This is a genomic window from Pseudomonas sp. CP-1 (assembly GCF_021213715.1).
Classification (GTDB): domain Bacteria; phylum Pseudomonadota; class Gammaproteobacteria; order Pseudomonadales; family Pseudomonadaceae; genus Pseudomonas; species Pseudomonas aeruginosa.
Genome location: NZ_JAJQKY010000001.1, coordinates 799,254 through 814,671, shown reverse-complemented (window position 1 = coordinate 814,671; position 15,418 = coordinate 799,254). Strand labels below are relative to the sequence as shown.

The window sequence follows — 15,418 nt, the reverse complement described above, 5'->3', positions numbered from 1 at the left end:
AGTCTCCGGCACCTCCGGCTCCGACGACTGGCGCTCCCCGGTCGCAGGGTGAGTTGACAGGCACACCGGTCGTACACCTGTACGGCCGGTTCTCCGTCGAGCCGAAAATGTCCGCTACTTCGCGAAATCGACACAGAGCCAAGACTTTCGGCAGCGGCTGAGCAAGAGTAACGTGGGGCTCGCTTCTCCAACGGATGGGGGAGGAACCGCCCGCCAGGAACAAGGAACGATCCATGCGTCAAAGGGACCTGAAATTCACCTTCGTCGTCGGCGAAGGGAAACTCGCGTTCGATGTCGTCGAGTTCGAACTGGAAGAAGCGCTCTGCGAGCCTTTCCGCCTGAACCTGAAGCTGGCCAGCGACAAGAACGCCATCGATTTCAAGCAGGTACTCGACCAGCCGGGCACCTTCACCCTCTGGCAGGACGGCCGTCCGGCCCGCTATGTCCATGGCATCGTCAGCCACTTCACCCAGGGCAGCTCGGGTTTTCGCCGGACCCGCTACGAACTGCTGCTGGAACCGCAGTTGGCGCGCCTGGAGCTGTGCTGCAACTGGCGGATATTCCAGGAGAAGAGTGTTCCGGAGATTCTCCAGGCGCTGCTCAAGGAGCACCGGGTGCTCGACTACGAACAGCGTATCTACCACGAGCACCTGCCACGCGAATACTGCGTGCAGGCCGGCGACAGCGATCACTACCTGCACGACCGGCTGGCCTTCGAGGAAGGCCTGGTCTACTACTTCCGCTTCGACGAACACCGCCACACCCTGGTCTGCAGCGACCGGCTCTACGTCCAGGAGCGTATCGCCGGCGGCCCGGTACTGTTCAGCGCCCAGCCGGAGGGTGACAACCCACAGCCGGTGCTTCATTCTTTCCGCTACAGCGAAAATGTTCGTACGGCTCGACAGACCCAGCGGGACTACAGCTTCAAGCGCCCGACCTACGACCAGGAGCATCATCTCGCTGGCGAGGCGCTCGAGCATCAGGACTCGTCCTACGAGCGCTACGACTACCCCGGTCGCTACAAGAAGAGCGGCGCGGGCCGGCCTTTCAGCGAAAGCCGCCTCAGAGGACATCGGCGCGATGCACGGGTGGCATCGGTCAGCGGCGACGACCCGCGGCTGATCCCGGGCCACGCCTTTGCCCTGGAAGGTCATCCGCGTGCCGACTTCAACGCCTGGTGGCGGCCGGTGCGGGTGATCCATCGCGGCACCCAGTATGCCGGCCAGGAGGAAGAGTCCGCCGACGCCCCTCTGGGGGTGAGCTACGACCTGCGCGCCGAACTGGTACCCGAGGACGTCGAATGGCGTCCCGCACCGCTGCCTCGGCCGCGTATCGATGGTCCGCAGATCGCGACGGTAGTCGGCCCGGCAGGGGAAGAGATCCATTGCGACGAGTGGGGACGGGTGAAGGTCCAGTTCCCCTGGGATCGCGAGGGACGTCACGATGAATTCAGTACCTGCTGGATACGGGTCGCGCAGAACTGGGCGGGTGCCGACTGGGGACACATGGCGATCCCGCGGATTGGCCAGGAGGTGATCGTCGATTACCTGGACGGCGACTGCGACCAGCCGATCGTCACCGGGCGCACCTACCGGGCGACCAACCGACCGCCCTACGCGCTGCCCGACCACAAGATCCTCAGCACCATCAAGAGCAAGGAGTACAAGGGCAGTCGGGCCAACGAGCTGCGCATCGACGACACCACGGCGCAGATCAGTGCGGCGCTGATGAGCGACCACGGTGCCAGCGCGCTGCACCTGGGCTACCTGACCCATCCTCGGCCCGAAGGCGGCAAGCCACGCGGCGAGGGCTTCGAACTGCGCACCGACGAACATGGCGCGGTGCGTGCGGCCAAGGGGCTGCTGCTGAGCACCGAGGAGCAGCTCAGGGCCGGCGCCGGCCATCTCGACCGAGGCGTCGTGGTGCAGGTGCTGGAGGCGGCGCTGGAGCTGGCCCGCGAGCTGGGCGACTACGCCGGGGAGCACCAGGGCGTGGGGCACGACGCGGCGCCGCAGCAAACCCTCCAGGAAGCCGTGCGCGACCTCGGCCACGGTGCCAACGACGAGTCCGGCAAGAGCAACGGAGGCAAGCCGGCGATCGCCTTGAGCGGTCCGGCAGGGATCGCCGCGGCGACGCCGGCGAGCCTGACCCTGGCCGCCGGCGAGCACGTCGACAGCGTGGCCCGGCAGAACCAGCAGGTGACCGCCGGGCAGAAGGTGGTGATCAACGCCGGCAGCGACATCGGCCTGTTCGCCCAGGGCGGCGAGCTGCGCCAGATCACCCACCAGGGGCCGATGCTGCTGCAGGCGCAGAAGAACGACATCCGCCTGGAAGCCGAGCAGAGCGTGGAGGTCAGCGCCAGCCAGCAGCACGTGCTGGTCACCGCGAAGGAGCACATCACCCTGATGTGCGGCGGCGCCTACCTGACCCTCAAGGGCGGCAACATCGAGCTGGGCATGCCCGGCAACTTCGTGGTCAAGGCGGCGAAGCACAGTCATGTCGGTCCCGCTCATGCATCGACCAGCTTCAACGCCTGGGATTCGACACCGTTCGATGACCGGTATGTCCTGCGCGACGAAGCCACGCTGGAGCCGTTACCCAATATCGCCGTTGAAGTGATACGAGGCGATGGTGGTGTGGTGAAACTGATGACCGACAGCCAGGGCCGTTTACCCAAGCAACAACACCTGGCCATGGACCCGGTGCAGATACGCATCCTGGGCAAGGGCAGTCACAACAGCGACACGGAGTCCAACACATGAGCAGCGAACCGCTCGAGCCGAATCAGGATGTGATCATCCCTCGCTCTCGCGACAGGCTGGGACGGCCTGTCTACAAGGCGCAGTTGACCCGTACCGACAACCAGAGCGAAAAGGTGGCGCTGGTTCGGCAGACCGCTCCCCTGCCGGTGATCTTCATTCCGGGGATCATGGGAACCAACCTGCGCAACAAGGCAGATAAAAGTGAGGTCTGGAGGCCGCCGAATGGTCTGTGGCCTCTGGGAGATTTCGCTGCCTCGTTTGGTGCGTTGTGGACTTGGGCCTGGAGGGGCCCAAAGGTCCGTCAAAAACTTCTGAGAGCCGAGAGAGTGGAAGTCGATGACCAAGGCACGATCGATGTCGGCCAGTCTGGCCTGGATGAAGAGGCTGCCCGCCTGCGCGGCTGGGGCAAGGTCATGCGCAGTGCGTACAACCCCGTCATGGGATTAATGGAGAGGCGACTGGATAACATCGTCAGCCGTAGGGAACTCCAGGCATGGTGGAATGACGAAGCCCTCTCTCCTCCTGGAGATCAGGGTGAGGAGCAGGGAAAGGTGGGGCCGATCGATGAAGAGGAATTGCTCAAGGCCAGCCGATACCAGTTCGACGTCTGGTGCGCCGGTTATAACTGGCTACAGTCCAATCGGCAGTCGGCGCTGGATGTACGCGACTACATCGAGAACACGGTGTGGCCCTTCTACCAGAAGGAGTATGGTCTCGATCCCGAGCAAATAAGTCGTATGAAAGTCATTCTGGTCACCCACTCTATGGGAGGGCTGGTGGCGCGTGCCTTGACGCAGTTGCACGGCTATGAGCGCGTATTGGGGGTGGTGCATGGCGTGCAACCTGCGACGGGTTCCTCGACCATCTACCATCATATGCGTTGTGGCTATGAAGGTATCGCACAGGTCGTGCTGGGACGAAATGCCGGTGAAGTGACAGCCGTTGTCGCCAACTCGGCCGGCGCGCTGGAGTTGGCCCCTAGCGCCGAATACCGGGAAGGACGTCCCTGGCTGTTTCTGTGCGACGCGCAAGGCCAGGTACTCAAGGATATTGATGGAAAGCCTCGGGCTTATCCGCAGAACCAGGATCCTTATGAAGAGATATACAAGAGCTCTACGTGGTATGGATTGGTGCCTGAACAAAATGCACAATATCTAGACTTATCAAACACTGAAAATAAAAAGAAAAATCCCAGGGTAATTTTTGAGAAGAAAATTGATGCTATTGCTGACTTTCATAATGAATTGGCTACGGCGGGCTACCACGTCGAAACCTATGTTCATTACGGTGCTGACGATAGCCGCCATAGTTGGCGTGATTTGATCTGGAAAGGTGACCCGACCCCTCTGGAAACCCCTGGCGCCACACTCAACGACGATGAGAACGGCACTTACAACAGTTGGTTCCGCCGGGGCTTGCCCACCATAGTGCAGGGTCCGCTGGAGGCGGGAAATCCACTGGACGCTTCCGGCAGCGGAGGTGACGAAACGGTACCGACCGACTCCGGCCAGGCGCCTGCCCTGGCAGGTGTCAAGGCCAGCTTTCGGCATGGCAGCAAGGGCAAGGGACAGGCCAATACCAAACGGGGCTATGAGCACCAGGAGAGTTACAACGATGCTCGTGCCCAATGGGCAGCGCTATATGGTGTGATCAAAATCACCCAGTTGGCGGATTGGCATCCTAATGACAAAGGAGGGACATGATGCATCCCCGTCGGTTGTTTGCTGTACTTGGGTTGGTGGTCTTGACCAGCATGACCAGTTGTACTTCGTTTTCTTCTTCTCGGAGCCCTTCCATGGACAAGACCGGATGGATCACTCATTGCTTTGGTCGCTTTCTGATTGATCTGCCGCCTGACGCGGTAATTAACGCCGGATACTATCTATGGGGCGACAACATCCAACGGCTAGATGGCACACCTGCTGAGCTAGCAGCCAGGATTGCCCATCGCGAGCAAGAGTTACGGAATGGCATTCATAAAAAAACAAAGGAGAGCATGTTTGTTCGGAGGGCGGAAGACAAGGCTGGAGCCATTAGCCTGTGGTCTTGGGATTCGAATGCTAGTTTGCTTTCTTATAGGGTTGACTCATATTTTGTGGCTCATCCCAAGGGAGAGGTTTTTCTATACTCAGGAGAAGTTACTCACGACAAAGAGAAGGAAGGGGAGGAAGCTATCAATGATATATCCCGAAGCCTTCGCTCTCGCGAGCCCAAAGAAGCTCCAACTGAGCCGGGCTTTTGCATTGATCATGCCTATATTGCAGGGGATAGTTTTCAAGATGAAGAGTTTGGCGTAGGTGTTACCTTTCCCAATCACCCTGGTGCGCGCTTTGAATTCCGCTCCTCCACGGGATCTGAGCTAAACAGCCTTCTTGAGCGAGTCGACGGCTTCGTGCAGAACATGCTCGCTACGGTTGCTGGAGTCGAGAGATTGAGAAAGGGGAAGCACCCTGTGGGGAGCCTTCCGGGAGAGGAGTACTTGGTTGCGGGAAGCAACAAGGGACAGCGCGCCTACACATTCATGTGGGAGGTTCAAGGCAAGGAGGAATCGCTAACCGAGCCCAATCTTACTGCGGGACTGGCGGTACTGGAACGCAGCAATGAAAACGGTAAACCACCGCCCCCTGCCTTCAAATCGGACAAAGAGGCTTTGGAACTGTGGGACGCCATTGTCGATTCGATCCGCGTGCGCCCGACGTCTTCATCGCCGCGTGGCGGAAATGCCGGTCCTTCCCCTGCTCCGAAACCCGCTACGCCTGGCGGCCAAACGCTGGGTGATGACTATGTCTACGAGGAATTCCTCTCCAGCCTGAAGCCAAAAGACAGCTGGCTGGACGACCTATAGGAGCAACCCGCGATGGACATCATTCGCCTTGGCGACACCACCAGCCATGGAGGCACGGTGATTGAGGCGTTCGGCCAGACCGACCTCAACGGCAAGCCGATGGCCGGTGTAGGCCACCAAGTGGTTTGCCCCTTGTGCAAGGGAACCTTCCCCATTACCGAAGGTAGCGCCCTGCTGGATGTGAATGGGGTCCCGGTCGCGCTACATGGGATGAAAACAGCTTGTGGTGCCAGCCTGATTGCCAGTGGCCCGTTGGGCGCTGCCGAAAGCTGAAAAAGGGGGACGTTCGATATGCCGAACGACTTCGGCGACCTCCTTCGTGCCTCTCCTGTAGAACGCTCAGGAAAACTCCGCCGGCTTCTTGCCCAGCATGACCTGCCCCGAGCCTTGGCACCTTGGCCAGTCTGCCGTTGTGCACTCCAGCAAGCGCTGGCGGCATTCTCTTTGCTCGTTGAGCGTCTCCATTGCCGCCAGGATCTACTGGCGCTCAGATAGCCGGTTGCTCTCGCGCACGTCGCTGCTTGTAGTCGCCAATGCAAGCAGGCGTTCCGCAAAGACCCATGGCTGATCCCGGGCGACAGGGTTCAAGGCCTTGCTGCACCGGGCTTGCGCTCACTGAGGTAGGGGTCGCTGAAAACTCCCAGCGGCTAGAGCACGTCGGCTATCCGACCAATGTCGTACACCGCCGGGCGTCCCGGGGGTAGCCGGCGCCAGTTCTATGGATACAGTGGAAGCAGCTCTGGAAAGCCTGTAGTAGACCGATTGGTCAACTACAAAAAATTACTTTGTATACAAAAAATCGATTGAATCGAGCACACAACGGGGATATAAAACACCCCACCGCATCGCCCTGAAGCCTGGGGTGGATGTTCGGCCAGAAATACCCGGCCGCCGGAACCTGCCTTTTCCGGTGTCCGCCTGCGACTGACAACAATAAAAACGCCTGAGGTGTTGCATGTCCGTGGTAACTGATCGCCGCATCCCCGACTCGCCCGTAGACCAGCGCCTGCCTCTGACGCAGCTGCTGCTGGTGGGCTTCCAGCATGTGCTGCTGATGTACGGTGGCGCCGTCGCCGTGCCTCTGATCGTCGGCCAGGCGGCCGGCCTCTCGCGCGAGGAAATCGCCTTCCTGATCAACGCCGACCTGCTGGTCGCCGGCATCGCCACCCTGGTCCAGTCGCTGGGCATCGGCCCGATGGGCATCCGCATGCCGGTGATGATGGGCGCCAGCTTCGCCGCCGTCGGCAGCATGGTGGCGATGGCCGGGATGCCCGGCGTGGGCATCACCGGGATCTTCGGCGCGACCATCGCCGCCGGCTTCTTCGGCATGCTCATCGCCCCCTTCATGTCGCGCATCGTGCGTTTCTTCCCGCCGCTGGTGACCGGCACGGTGATCACCTCGATCGGCATGTGCCTGTTCCCGGTGGCGATCAACTGGGCCGGCGGCGGCAAGGGCGCGGAAGACTTCGGCTCCCTGCACTTCCTGTTCCTCTCCAGCCTGGTGCTCTGCACCATCCTCCTGATCAACCGCTTCATGCGCGGTTTCTGGGTCAACATCTCGGTGCTGATGGGCATGGGCCTGGGCTACGCGATCGCCGGCGGCATGGGCATGGTCGACCTCGGCGGTCTGGCCGAGCGCCCCTGGTTCGACATCGTCACCCCGCTGCACTTCGGCGCGCCGACCTTCGACCTGGCGCCGATCCTGTCGATGTGCCTGGTGGTAGTGATCATCTTCGTCGAGTCCACCGGCATGTTCCTCGCCCTGGGCAAGATCACCGGCCGCGAGATCACCCCGACCGAACTGCGCCGCGGCCTGCTCTGCGACGCCGGCGCCTCGTTCTTCGCCGGTTTCCTGAACACCTTCACCCATTCCTCGTTCGCCCAGAACATCGGCCTGGTGCAGATGACCGGGGTGCGCAGCCGCTACGTCACGGTGGCCGCCGCCGGTTTCCTGATCCTCCTCAGCATGCTGCCCAAGGCCGCCTTCCTGGTCGCCTCGATCCCGCCGGCGGTACTCGGCGGCGCCGGCATCGCCATGTTCGGCATGGTCGCCGCCAGCGGCATCCAGATCCTCCACGAGGCCAACATCACCGACCGCCGCAACCAGTTGCTGGTGGCGGTAAGCATCGGCATGGGCATGGTGCCGGTGGTGCGCCCGGACTTCTTCGCCCGCCTGCCGGTCTGGATGGAGCCGATCACCCATAGCGGCATCGCCATGACCGCGATCTGGGCGGTGGTGCTGAACCTGCTGTTCAACATCCTCAGCCGCAACGACCGCAGCCACTTGTGCGGCAGCCACGCGCCGGCGCCCAAGCACTCCTGACTCCCTGGCGGACCGGCGACACTTCCGGTCCGCCCTTCCCTCGGGCCGGACTTCGTCCGGCTTCTTTTTTTTCCGCTCGCGGTCCGCACCACTCAGTCCCGCCGAAGGAAAGGCCCCGCCTTGCGCTCCAGCAGATGCAGCAATTCCGCCTGCATGTAGGCGTAGTCGTCCGGGATATCCAGGCAGACCAGGCGCTTGCCTTTCATCGCCGCGGCGTGCCGGCGCAGCAGCGCCTGCCGGTGGCGGCGCTCCATGACGACGACCAGCGTCGCCCACTCCAGTTGCTCGCGCTCCAGGGGCGTCTCGGCGTCCGCCGCCAGCCCGGCGGAATCGGTCTCGACGCCCGGCCAGTCGGCGAACAGCCGTTCGGCGCTGGGACTACGCAGGCGGTTGCGGCTGCAGATGAACAGGACCCGGTGCATGGGAGGCTTTCCTTTGCTGGCGCGGCAGGCAGCATGACTTCTTCGCCGCGTTTCGGTGTTGCGCCGCGTCGCTTTTCCCGGGACGGGGCAGCGAGCGGTGCGTGCCGGAACACGGTCGCCCGGGTGGCATGGGGGAGGAAGCGGCGGATGGCGCCGTTGGTGCCATCGCCCCAGGAGGATACCGTCAGCCGCCGGTCATGCTCATGAAACGCAGCACCTGGACCTGCTCCTGGGCGTCGAAGTGATGCCGCTCCGGCTTCAGGTTCAGCGCCGCCACCAGTGCCGCGCTCAGGCGCTCGCGGTCGCCGGGATGGCTGCGCAGCAGTTCGCGCAGGTCGAGCGCCCCCTCGTGGCCGAGGCAGAGCACCAGCTTGCCCTCGGCGGTGACGCGCACGCGGTTGCAGTCGCCGCAGAAATTATTGCTGTGAGGTGAGATGAAGCCGATCCGGCTGGGCTCGTCGCCGATCTGGTAATACCGCGACGGCCCGCCGCTGCGCGCCAGGCTCGGGGTCAGCGGCCAGCGGCGCTCGATGATCGCGCGGACTTCGTCGCTGGTGCAGAGAGTCAGTTCGCGACGGTGGCTGGTGATGCTGCCCAGCGGCATTTCCTCGATGAAACTGATGTCCAACTGGTTGGCCAGGGCGTACTCGACCAGGTCGAGGATCTCGTCGTCGTTGCGGCCCTTCTGTACCACGCAGTTCAGCTTGATCCGCTCGAAACCGGCTTCGCGCGCCGCCTGGATGCCGTCCAGCACCTGCTCCAGGCGATCGCTACGGGTGAAGGCGGCGAAGCGTTCGCGCTGCAGCGAGTCGAGGCTGACGTTGAGGCGGCGGACGCCGGCGGCCTTCAGCTCGGCGGCGCGCTCGCGCAGTTGCGAACCGTTGGTGGTGATCGCCAGGTCTTCCAGTTCCGCACGCTGCCCCAGGCGTGCCAGCAGGCCGGTGATGCCCTTGCGCACCAGCGGCTCGCCGCCGGTGATACGAATGCGCCGCACGCCGAGGCCGATGAAGGCGTCGGCCACCGCGTACAGTTCTTCCAGGCTGAGGACCTGGTCGCGGGGAAGGAACTGCATGTCTTCGCTCATGCAGTAGGTGCAGCGGAAGTCGCAGCGATCCGTCACCGACAGGCGCAGGTAGGTGATGCGACGGCCGAAGGGATCGACCAGGCGGGAATCGGACATAGTGACTCGTTCTGTTCCGGGGGGCTCGCCCGGCGCTCGGTGGGTGAGTGCGAGCGGGCGACTCGATACCCCTAACGAATACTCCAAATACCGGGAAATGTATAGGGCAAATGAACCGGCGGGTCAGGATTTCCCGGGCCTCCGCCTCGCTCGCACCTTGCTTGAGGGGCGCTCCGGGCGGGTGCTACCATCCTCGGCTTCCTGCCGCCGTTGCAGCAATGAAGAACAAGGACTGATGACCAGCATCCGCGAGCGCAACAAGCGCCTGATCCTCCGCGCCGCCAGCGAGGAATTCGCCGACAAGGGCTTCGCGGCGACCAAGACCAGCGACATCGCCGCCCGCGCCGGCCTGCCCAAGCCCAACGTCTACTACTACTTCCAGTCCAAGGAAAACCTCTATCGCTGCGTGCTGGAAAGCATCGTCGAGCCGCTGCTGCAAGCGTCGGCGCCGTTCCGCGTGGAAGACGACCCGCTGCTCGCCCTGCCCGCCTACATCCGCTCGAAGATCCGCATCTCCCGCGAGCTGCCGCATGCCTCCAAGGTCTTCGCCAGCGAGATCATGCACGGCGCGCCGCACCTGCCGAAGGAATACCTCGACGAACTGAACGCCCAGGCCCAGCGCAACGTCACCTGCCTGCAGACCTGGATCGACCGTGGCCAGCTCGCCCCGGTGGACCCGCATCACCTGCTCTTCGCCATCTGGGCGGCGACCCAGACCTATGCCGACTTCGATTGGCAGATTTCCATCGTCACCGGCAAGGAACAGCTCAGCGACGCCGACTACGACGCTGCGGTGGAAACCATCACCCGCCTAGTCCTGAAAGGCTGCACGCCCGACGGGCAATCCGGCAAGAGCGCCGGCCGGCTTCGGCCGCTGCCGCTCTGACCCGCCGCGGCACGCTCAATCGCGTGCCGCCCCCGCCCCAGCGCCGGCTTCGCACCGAGCGGCGTGACGCGGTATTCGACCCGCGGCGGCAGCTCCGCATACACCTCGCCTGGACGCTATCGGCGGAGTTGCTCGAGCACGGTATCCGGGTCAACGCCCTGAGCCCGGGGCCGCCCCGGACGCCAGCGCTGGACAAGGCCGCTACCGATCTCGAGGCCGCCCAGGCGCTGAGGGAGAAGATTGGCCGGGACGCCTGGGGGAGCCGCTGGAGATCGCCAGTGCCGCGCTATTCCTGGCCTCGAACGAGCCCCGCTGCAGGTATGGCACGGAGAACCTGGTGGATAGCGGCGTACGCCACCTGAAGAAGGGAGCGAAGGCCCGGTCCTGGTGAGCGGGCCACAAGCTCAACCGGCGTCGGGCACCAGCCCGACCGCCAGCACGCCCTGGATCGCGCATTGCTCGTCGATATCCGAGGTATCGCCGCTGATACCGACCGCGCCGACCACCTCTGCCTTGTCGTTGCGAATCAGCACCCCACCCGGCGCCGGAACCAGATTGCCATGGGCCAGGGTGTTCACCGCGGAAATGAACGAAGGCCGCTGCTGCGCATCCGCCGCCAGCAGCCGCGACGACTTGCCCAGGGCCACGGCGCCCCAGGCCTTGCCGATGGCGATCTGCGGTCGCAGCATGCTGGCGCCGTCCTCGCGCTGCAGCGCCACCAGGTGGCCGCCAGCATCGAGCACTGCGATGGTCAGGGGCGCGGTGGACAGCTCGCGTCCCACCGCCAGCGCCTGGCGGGTAATGCCCAGCGCGGTTTCCAGACTGATGGTGGTCATGGTCGTTCCTCTCGAGTTGTTAAGGCTAGAAATCGGGAAACCACCCGCTATGCGGGCGCGTTCGAAAATTTGTACCCAATCTAGTAGCCGACCGGCTCTACGAAAGCAACATTCCAGAACAATATGAACATAATTTTGTATACATTTTTTCAAACGCTGGTTTTATAAGCCTGCTAACAAAAATGGTAATTCATTGTTTTTATTAAGGAAAAATTGATTTCAGCAGCTTTTTCCAGCGTATACAACCCATCTTGACCTTGCGCTCCCCCTCTGCCTAGAATCGTTCAAACTTTTGTACACAATTAGTATAAGAACGAGGAACAAAACGATGGCCAGAATGAGAGCAATCGAAGCTGCCGTACTGGTGATGCGCCGCGAAGGCGTGGATACCGCGTTCGGCGTCCCTGGTGCCGCGATCAACCCCATGTACGCCGCGCTGAAGAAGATCGGCGGCATCGACCATGTCCTGGCCCGTCACGTCGAAGGCGCCTCGCACATGGCCGAGGGCTACACCCGTACCAAGGCCGGCAACATCGGCGTCTGCATCGGCACCTCCGGCCCTGCCGGCACCGACATGATCACCGGCCTCTACTCCGCCTCCGCCGACTCCATCCCGATTCTCTGCATTACCGGCCAGGCCCCGCGCGCGCGCCTGCACAAGGAAGACTTCCAGGCGGTCGACATCTCCAGCATCGCCGCGCCGGTGGCCAAGTGGGCGACCACCGTGCTGGAACCGGCCCAGGTCCCCTACGTATTCCAGAAGGCCTTCCAGCTGATGCGCAGCGACCGGCCCGGCCCGGTACTGATCGACCTGCCGTTCGACGTACAGATGGCCGAGATCGAGTTCGACATCGACGTCTACGAGCCCCTCCCGGTGAGCAAGCCGAAGGCCACCCGGGTCCAGGCCGAGAAGGTCCTGGCCATGCTCGACGAAGCCGAGCGCCCGCTGCTGGTGGCCGGCGGCGGCATCTTCAACGCCGACGCCGCCGAGCGCTTCCGCGAATTCGCCGAGCTGACCGGCATCCCGGTGATCCCGACCCTGATGGGCTGGGGCGTAATCCCCGACGACCACCCGCAGATGGCCGGCATGGTCGGCCTGCAGACCTCGCACCGCTACGGCAACGCCACCCTGCTGGAATCCGACCTGGTGCTCGGCATCGGCAACCGCTGGGCCAACCGCCACACCGGCAGCGTCGAGGTCTATACCGAAGGTCGCCGCTTCATCCATGTCGACATCGAACCGACCCAGATCGGCCGGGTGTTCATGCCCGACCTGGGCATCGTCTCCGACGCCGGCGCCGCCCTCGACGCATTCCTCGAAGTGGCCCGCGAATGGAAGGCCGCCGGCAAGCTGAAGTCGCGCGCCGCCTGGCTGGAAAGCTGCCAGCAGCGCAAACGCACGCTGCAGCGCAAGACCCACTTCGACAACGTGCCGGTGAAACCGCAGCGCGTCTACGAAGAGATGAACGAGTTCTTCGGCAAGGATGCCTGCTACGTCAGCACCATCGGCCTGTCGCAGATCGCCGGCGCACAGTTCCTCCACGTCTACCAACCGCGCCACTGGATCAACTGCGGCCAGGCCGGCCCGCTGGGCTGGACCATTCCCGCCGCGCTGGGGGTGGTCAAGGCCGACCCGAGCCGCCAGGTGGTGGCGCTCTCCGGCGACTACGACTTCCAGTTCATGATCGAGGAACTGGCGGTCGGCGCGCAGTTCAAGCTGCCCTATATCCACGTACTGGTGAACAACTCCTACCTGGGCCTGATCCGCCAGGCGCAGCGCGGCTTCGACATGGACTATTGCGTGCAGCTGGCCTTCGACAACATCAACGCCCCCGAGCTGGAAGGCTACGGCGTCGACCACGTCGCGGTGGTCGAGGGCCTGGGCTGCAAGGCGATCCGGGTGTTCGACCCGAACGAGATCGGCGCCGCCCTGGCCAAGGCCCGCGAACTGATGCAGCAGCACCAGGTGCCGGTGGTGGTCGAGGTGATCCTGGAGCGCGTCACCAACATCTCCATGGGTACCGAGATCAACGCCATCAACGAGTTCGAGGAACTGGCCGAGAAAGGCGCCGACGCGCCGACCGCCATCTCGCTGCTCGACTGATCGCCGGCCTTTCCCGGAGGCGCGGACGGTGCGTGCGGCACCCCGCCCCCGGCGAAAGGCCTCCCGAACGTTTGACCGAACGATAGGAGCAAGACATGCCCCGTTTCTGCGCCAACCTGTCCATGCTGTTCACCGAGGTGGATTTCCTCGAACGCTTCGACGCCGCCGCCAAGGCCGGCTTCGCCGGCGTCGAGTACCTCTTCCCCTATGACGTCGAGGCCGAGGCGATCAAGGCCCGCCTGGAAGCCAACGGCCTGGAGCAGGTGCTGTTCAACCTGCCGGCCGGCGACTGGGCCAAGGGCGAGCGCGGCATCGCCTGCCACCCGGATCGGGTCCAGGAGTTCCGCGAGGGGGTCGACAAGGCCATCGCCTACGCCAGGGTGCTGGGCAACCGCCAGGTGAACTGCCTCGCCGGGATCCGGCCGCAGGGGCACGACTGCGCCAGCGTCGAGAAGACCTTCGTCGACAACCTGCGCTACGCCGCCGACAAGCTGGAAGCCGCAGGCATCCGCCTGGTCATGGAGATGATCAACACCCTCGACATCCCCGGCTTCTACCTGCAGAACACCCGCCAGGCCCTGGAGATCCGCGACAAGGTCGGCAGCGCCAACCTGTTCCTGCAATACGACATCTATCACATGCAGATCATGGAAGGCGACCTGGCCCGCACCCTGGAAAACCAGTTGGCGGCGATCAACCACGTGCAACTCGCCGACAACCCCGGCCGCCACGAACCGGGCACCGGCGAGATCAACTACCGCTTCCTCTTCGAGCACCTGGACCGCATCGGCTACCAGGGCTGGATCGGCTGCGAGTACAAGCCGGCCACCACCACCGAAGCCGGCCTCGGCTGGATGAAGACGCACAACGTCGTCTGATCCGCACCCACGAACAAGACGCTCCCGCCTCCCTGCGCGGAGCCACTCGACAGACAGAACCAGGAGACACTCTCATGGCCAAGATCGGATTCATCGGCACCGGAATCATGGGCAAGCCCATGGCGCAGAACCTGCAGAAGGCCGGCCACAGCCTGTTCCTTTCCACCCACCACGACGCCGCTCCGGCCGACCTGCTGGAGGCCGGCGCCATTGCCCTGGCCAACCCGAAGGAAGTGGCCCAGGAAGCCGAGTTCATCATCGTCATGGTGCCGGACACCCCGCAGGTCGAGGATGTGCTGTTCCGCAAGGACGGTATCGCCGAGGGCGTCGGCCCGAACAAGGTGGTGATCGACATGAGTTCGATCTCCCCCACCGCCACCAAGGGCTTCGCCGAGAAGATCAAGGCTACCGGCGCGCAGTACCTGGACGCCCCGGTCTCCGGCGGCGAGGTCGGCGCCAAGGCGGCGACCCTGAGCATCATGGTCGGCGGCTGCCCGAACACCTTCGAACGCGCCCTGCCGCTGTTCCAGGCGATGGGCAAGAACATCACCCGCGTCGGCGGCAACGGCGACGGCCAGACCGCCAAGGTGGCCAACCAGATCATCGTCGCGCTGAACATCCAGGCGGTCGCCGAGGCCCTGCTGTTCGCCGCCCGCAACGGCGCCGATCCGGCCAAGGTGCGCGAGGCGCTGATGGGTGGCTTCGCCTCCTCGCGGATCCTCGAGGTGCACGGCGAACGCATGGTCAAGGGCACCTTCGACCCGGGCTTCCGCATCAGCCTGCACCAAAAGGACCTCAACCTGGCCCTGGCCGGCGCCCGCGAGCTGAACCTGAACCTGCCCAACACCGCCAACGCCCAGCAGGTGTTCAGCACCTGCGCGGCCATCGGCGGCAGTAACTGGGACCACTCGGCGCTGATCAAGGGCCTGGAGCACATGGCCAACTTCTCGATCCGCGACGAGTGATCCGCAGTCCGCGCGGGCCGTCACCCCGCGCGGAGCGACGAACCCCTTTTCGAAGGGCTCGGGGAGAGGAACGGTCGGCGAACTCCGGTGTTCGCCGCCGCCCTCTTCCTTCCCCGCCCACAAGGCGGGGTAAAGGAAGCGAACGCCCGGCCGGGAGATTCACGGCCTCTGCGTCCGGGCGCCTCGCTTCCATTCCCCAGTTCCCGCCGGCGCGGGT

General features: G+C 63.8%; 12 protein-coding genes. 9 read left to right on the top strand and 3 right to left on the bottom strand.

Features of this window, described 5'->3' with window-relative positions; genetic code table 11:
• Positions 1-233: 233 nt before the first annotated feature.
• From LT948_RS03865 to LT948_RS03845, 5 genes are all read left to right on the top strand, one after another.
• A complete protein-coding gene (locus LT948_RS03865; RefSeq protein ID WP_073657209.1) occupies positions 234-2,762 on the top strand; it encodes a type VI secretion system Vgr family protein in 2,529 nt (842 codons plus the stop codon).
• Positions 2,759-4,465 carry an esterase/lipase family protein gene (locus LT948_RS03860; protein ID WP_023092023.1) on the top strand — a complete coding sequence of 569 codons (1,707 nt, stop codon included), beginning with the start codon at positions 2,759-2,761 and terminating at the stop codon, positions 4,463-4,465. Before LT948_RS03865 ends, LT948_RS03860 begins: the two co-directional genes overlap by 4 nt.
• Entirely contained in the window at positions 4,462-5,607 is a 1,146-nt protein-coding gene (locus LT948_RS03855; protein WP_031627624.1) for a T6SS immunity protein Tli4 family protein, read from the top strand. The genes LT948_RS03860 and LT948_RS03855 overlap by 4 nt, the downstream gene beginning before the upstream one ends.
• Positions 5,608-5,619: 12 nt before the next feature.
• On the top strand, positions 5,620-5,880 hold the full coding sequence (locus LT948_RS03850; RefSeq protein ID WP_003105819.1) for a PAAR domain-containing protein: 261 nt from the start codon (positions 5,620-5,622) through the stop codon (positions 5,878-5,880).
• Positions 5,881-6,562: 682 nt separating this feature from the next.
• Positions 6,563-7,930, top strand: a complete 1,368-nt coding sequence (locus LT948_RS03845; RefSeq protein ID WP_003083208.1) for a nucleobase:cation symporter-2 family protein — start codon at positions 6,563-6,565, stop codon at positions 7,928-7,930.
• A 92-nt stretch (positions 7,931-8,022) separates the two neighbouring features.
• On the opposite strand, the gene LT948_RS03840 is transcribed toward LT948_RS03845, so the two are convergent.
• On the bottom strand, positions 8,023-8,352 hold the full coding sequence (locus tag LT948_RS03840; RefSeq protein WP_003087185.1) for a low molecular weight protein tyrosine phosphatase family protein: 330 nt from the start codon (positions 8,350-8,352) through the stop codon (positions 8,023-8,025).
• A gap of 184 nt (positions 8,353-8,536) precedes the next feature.
• A complete protein-coding gene (gene moaA, locus LT948_RS03835; RefSeq protein WP_003083204.1) occupies positions 8,537-9,532 on the bottom strand; it encodes a GTP 3',8-cyclase MoaA in 996 nt (331 codons plus the stop codon).
• Between the two features lie 235 nt (positions 9,533-9,767).
• On the opposite strand from moaA, the gene LT948_RS03830 reads away from it, so the two are divergent.
• Positions 9,768-10,418, top strand: coding sequence for a TetR/AcrR family transcriptional regulator (locus LT948_RS03830; RefSeq protein ID WP_003087183.1), 651 nt, complete (start codon positions 9,768-9,770; stop codon positions 10,416-10,418).
• A gap of 404 nt (positions 10,419-10,822) precedes the next feature.
• Here LT948_RS03830 and LT948_RS03825 read toward each other — a convergent pair whose 3' ends face one another.
• Positions 10,823-11,254, bottom strand: coding sequence for a GlcG/HbpS family heme-binding protein (locus tag LT948_RS03825; protein ID WP_003083199.1), 432 nt, complete (start codon positions 11,252-11,254; stop codon positions 10,823-10,825).
• Between the two features lie 328 nt (positions 11,255-11,582).
• Here LT948_RS03825 and gcl point away from each other — a divergent pair, with 328 nt between their 5' ends.
• The 3 genes from gcl to LT948_RS03810 all read left to right on the top strand — a co-directional run bounded on the left by gcl (position 11,583) and on the right by LT948_RS03810 (position 15,201).
• On the top strand, positions 11,583-13,358 hold the full coding sequence (gene gcl, locus LT948_RS03820; protein ID WP_033985006.1) for a glyoxylate carboligase: 1,776 nt from the start codon (positions 11,583-11,585) through the stop codon (positions 13,356-13,358).
• A gap of 95 nt (positions 13,359-13,453) precedes the next feature.
• Positions 13,454-14,236: a hydroxypyruvate isomerase gene (gene hyi, locus LT948_RS03815; protein WP_003087181.1), complete on the top strand. Its 783-nt coding sequence runs from the start codon at positions 13,454-13,456 to the stop codon at positions 14,234-14,236.
• A gap of 74 nt (positions 14,237-14,310) precedes the next feature.
• On the top strand, positions 14,311-15,201 hold the full coding sequence (locus tag LT948_RS03810; protein ID WP_003087180.1) for a 2-hydroxy-3-oxopropionate reductase: 891 nt from the start codon (positions 14,311-14,313) through the stop codon (positions 15,199-15,201).
• Positions 15,202-15,418 lie beyond the last annotated feature (217 nt).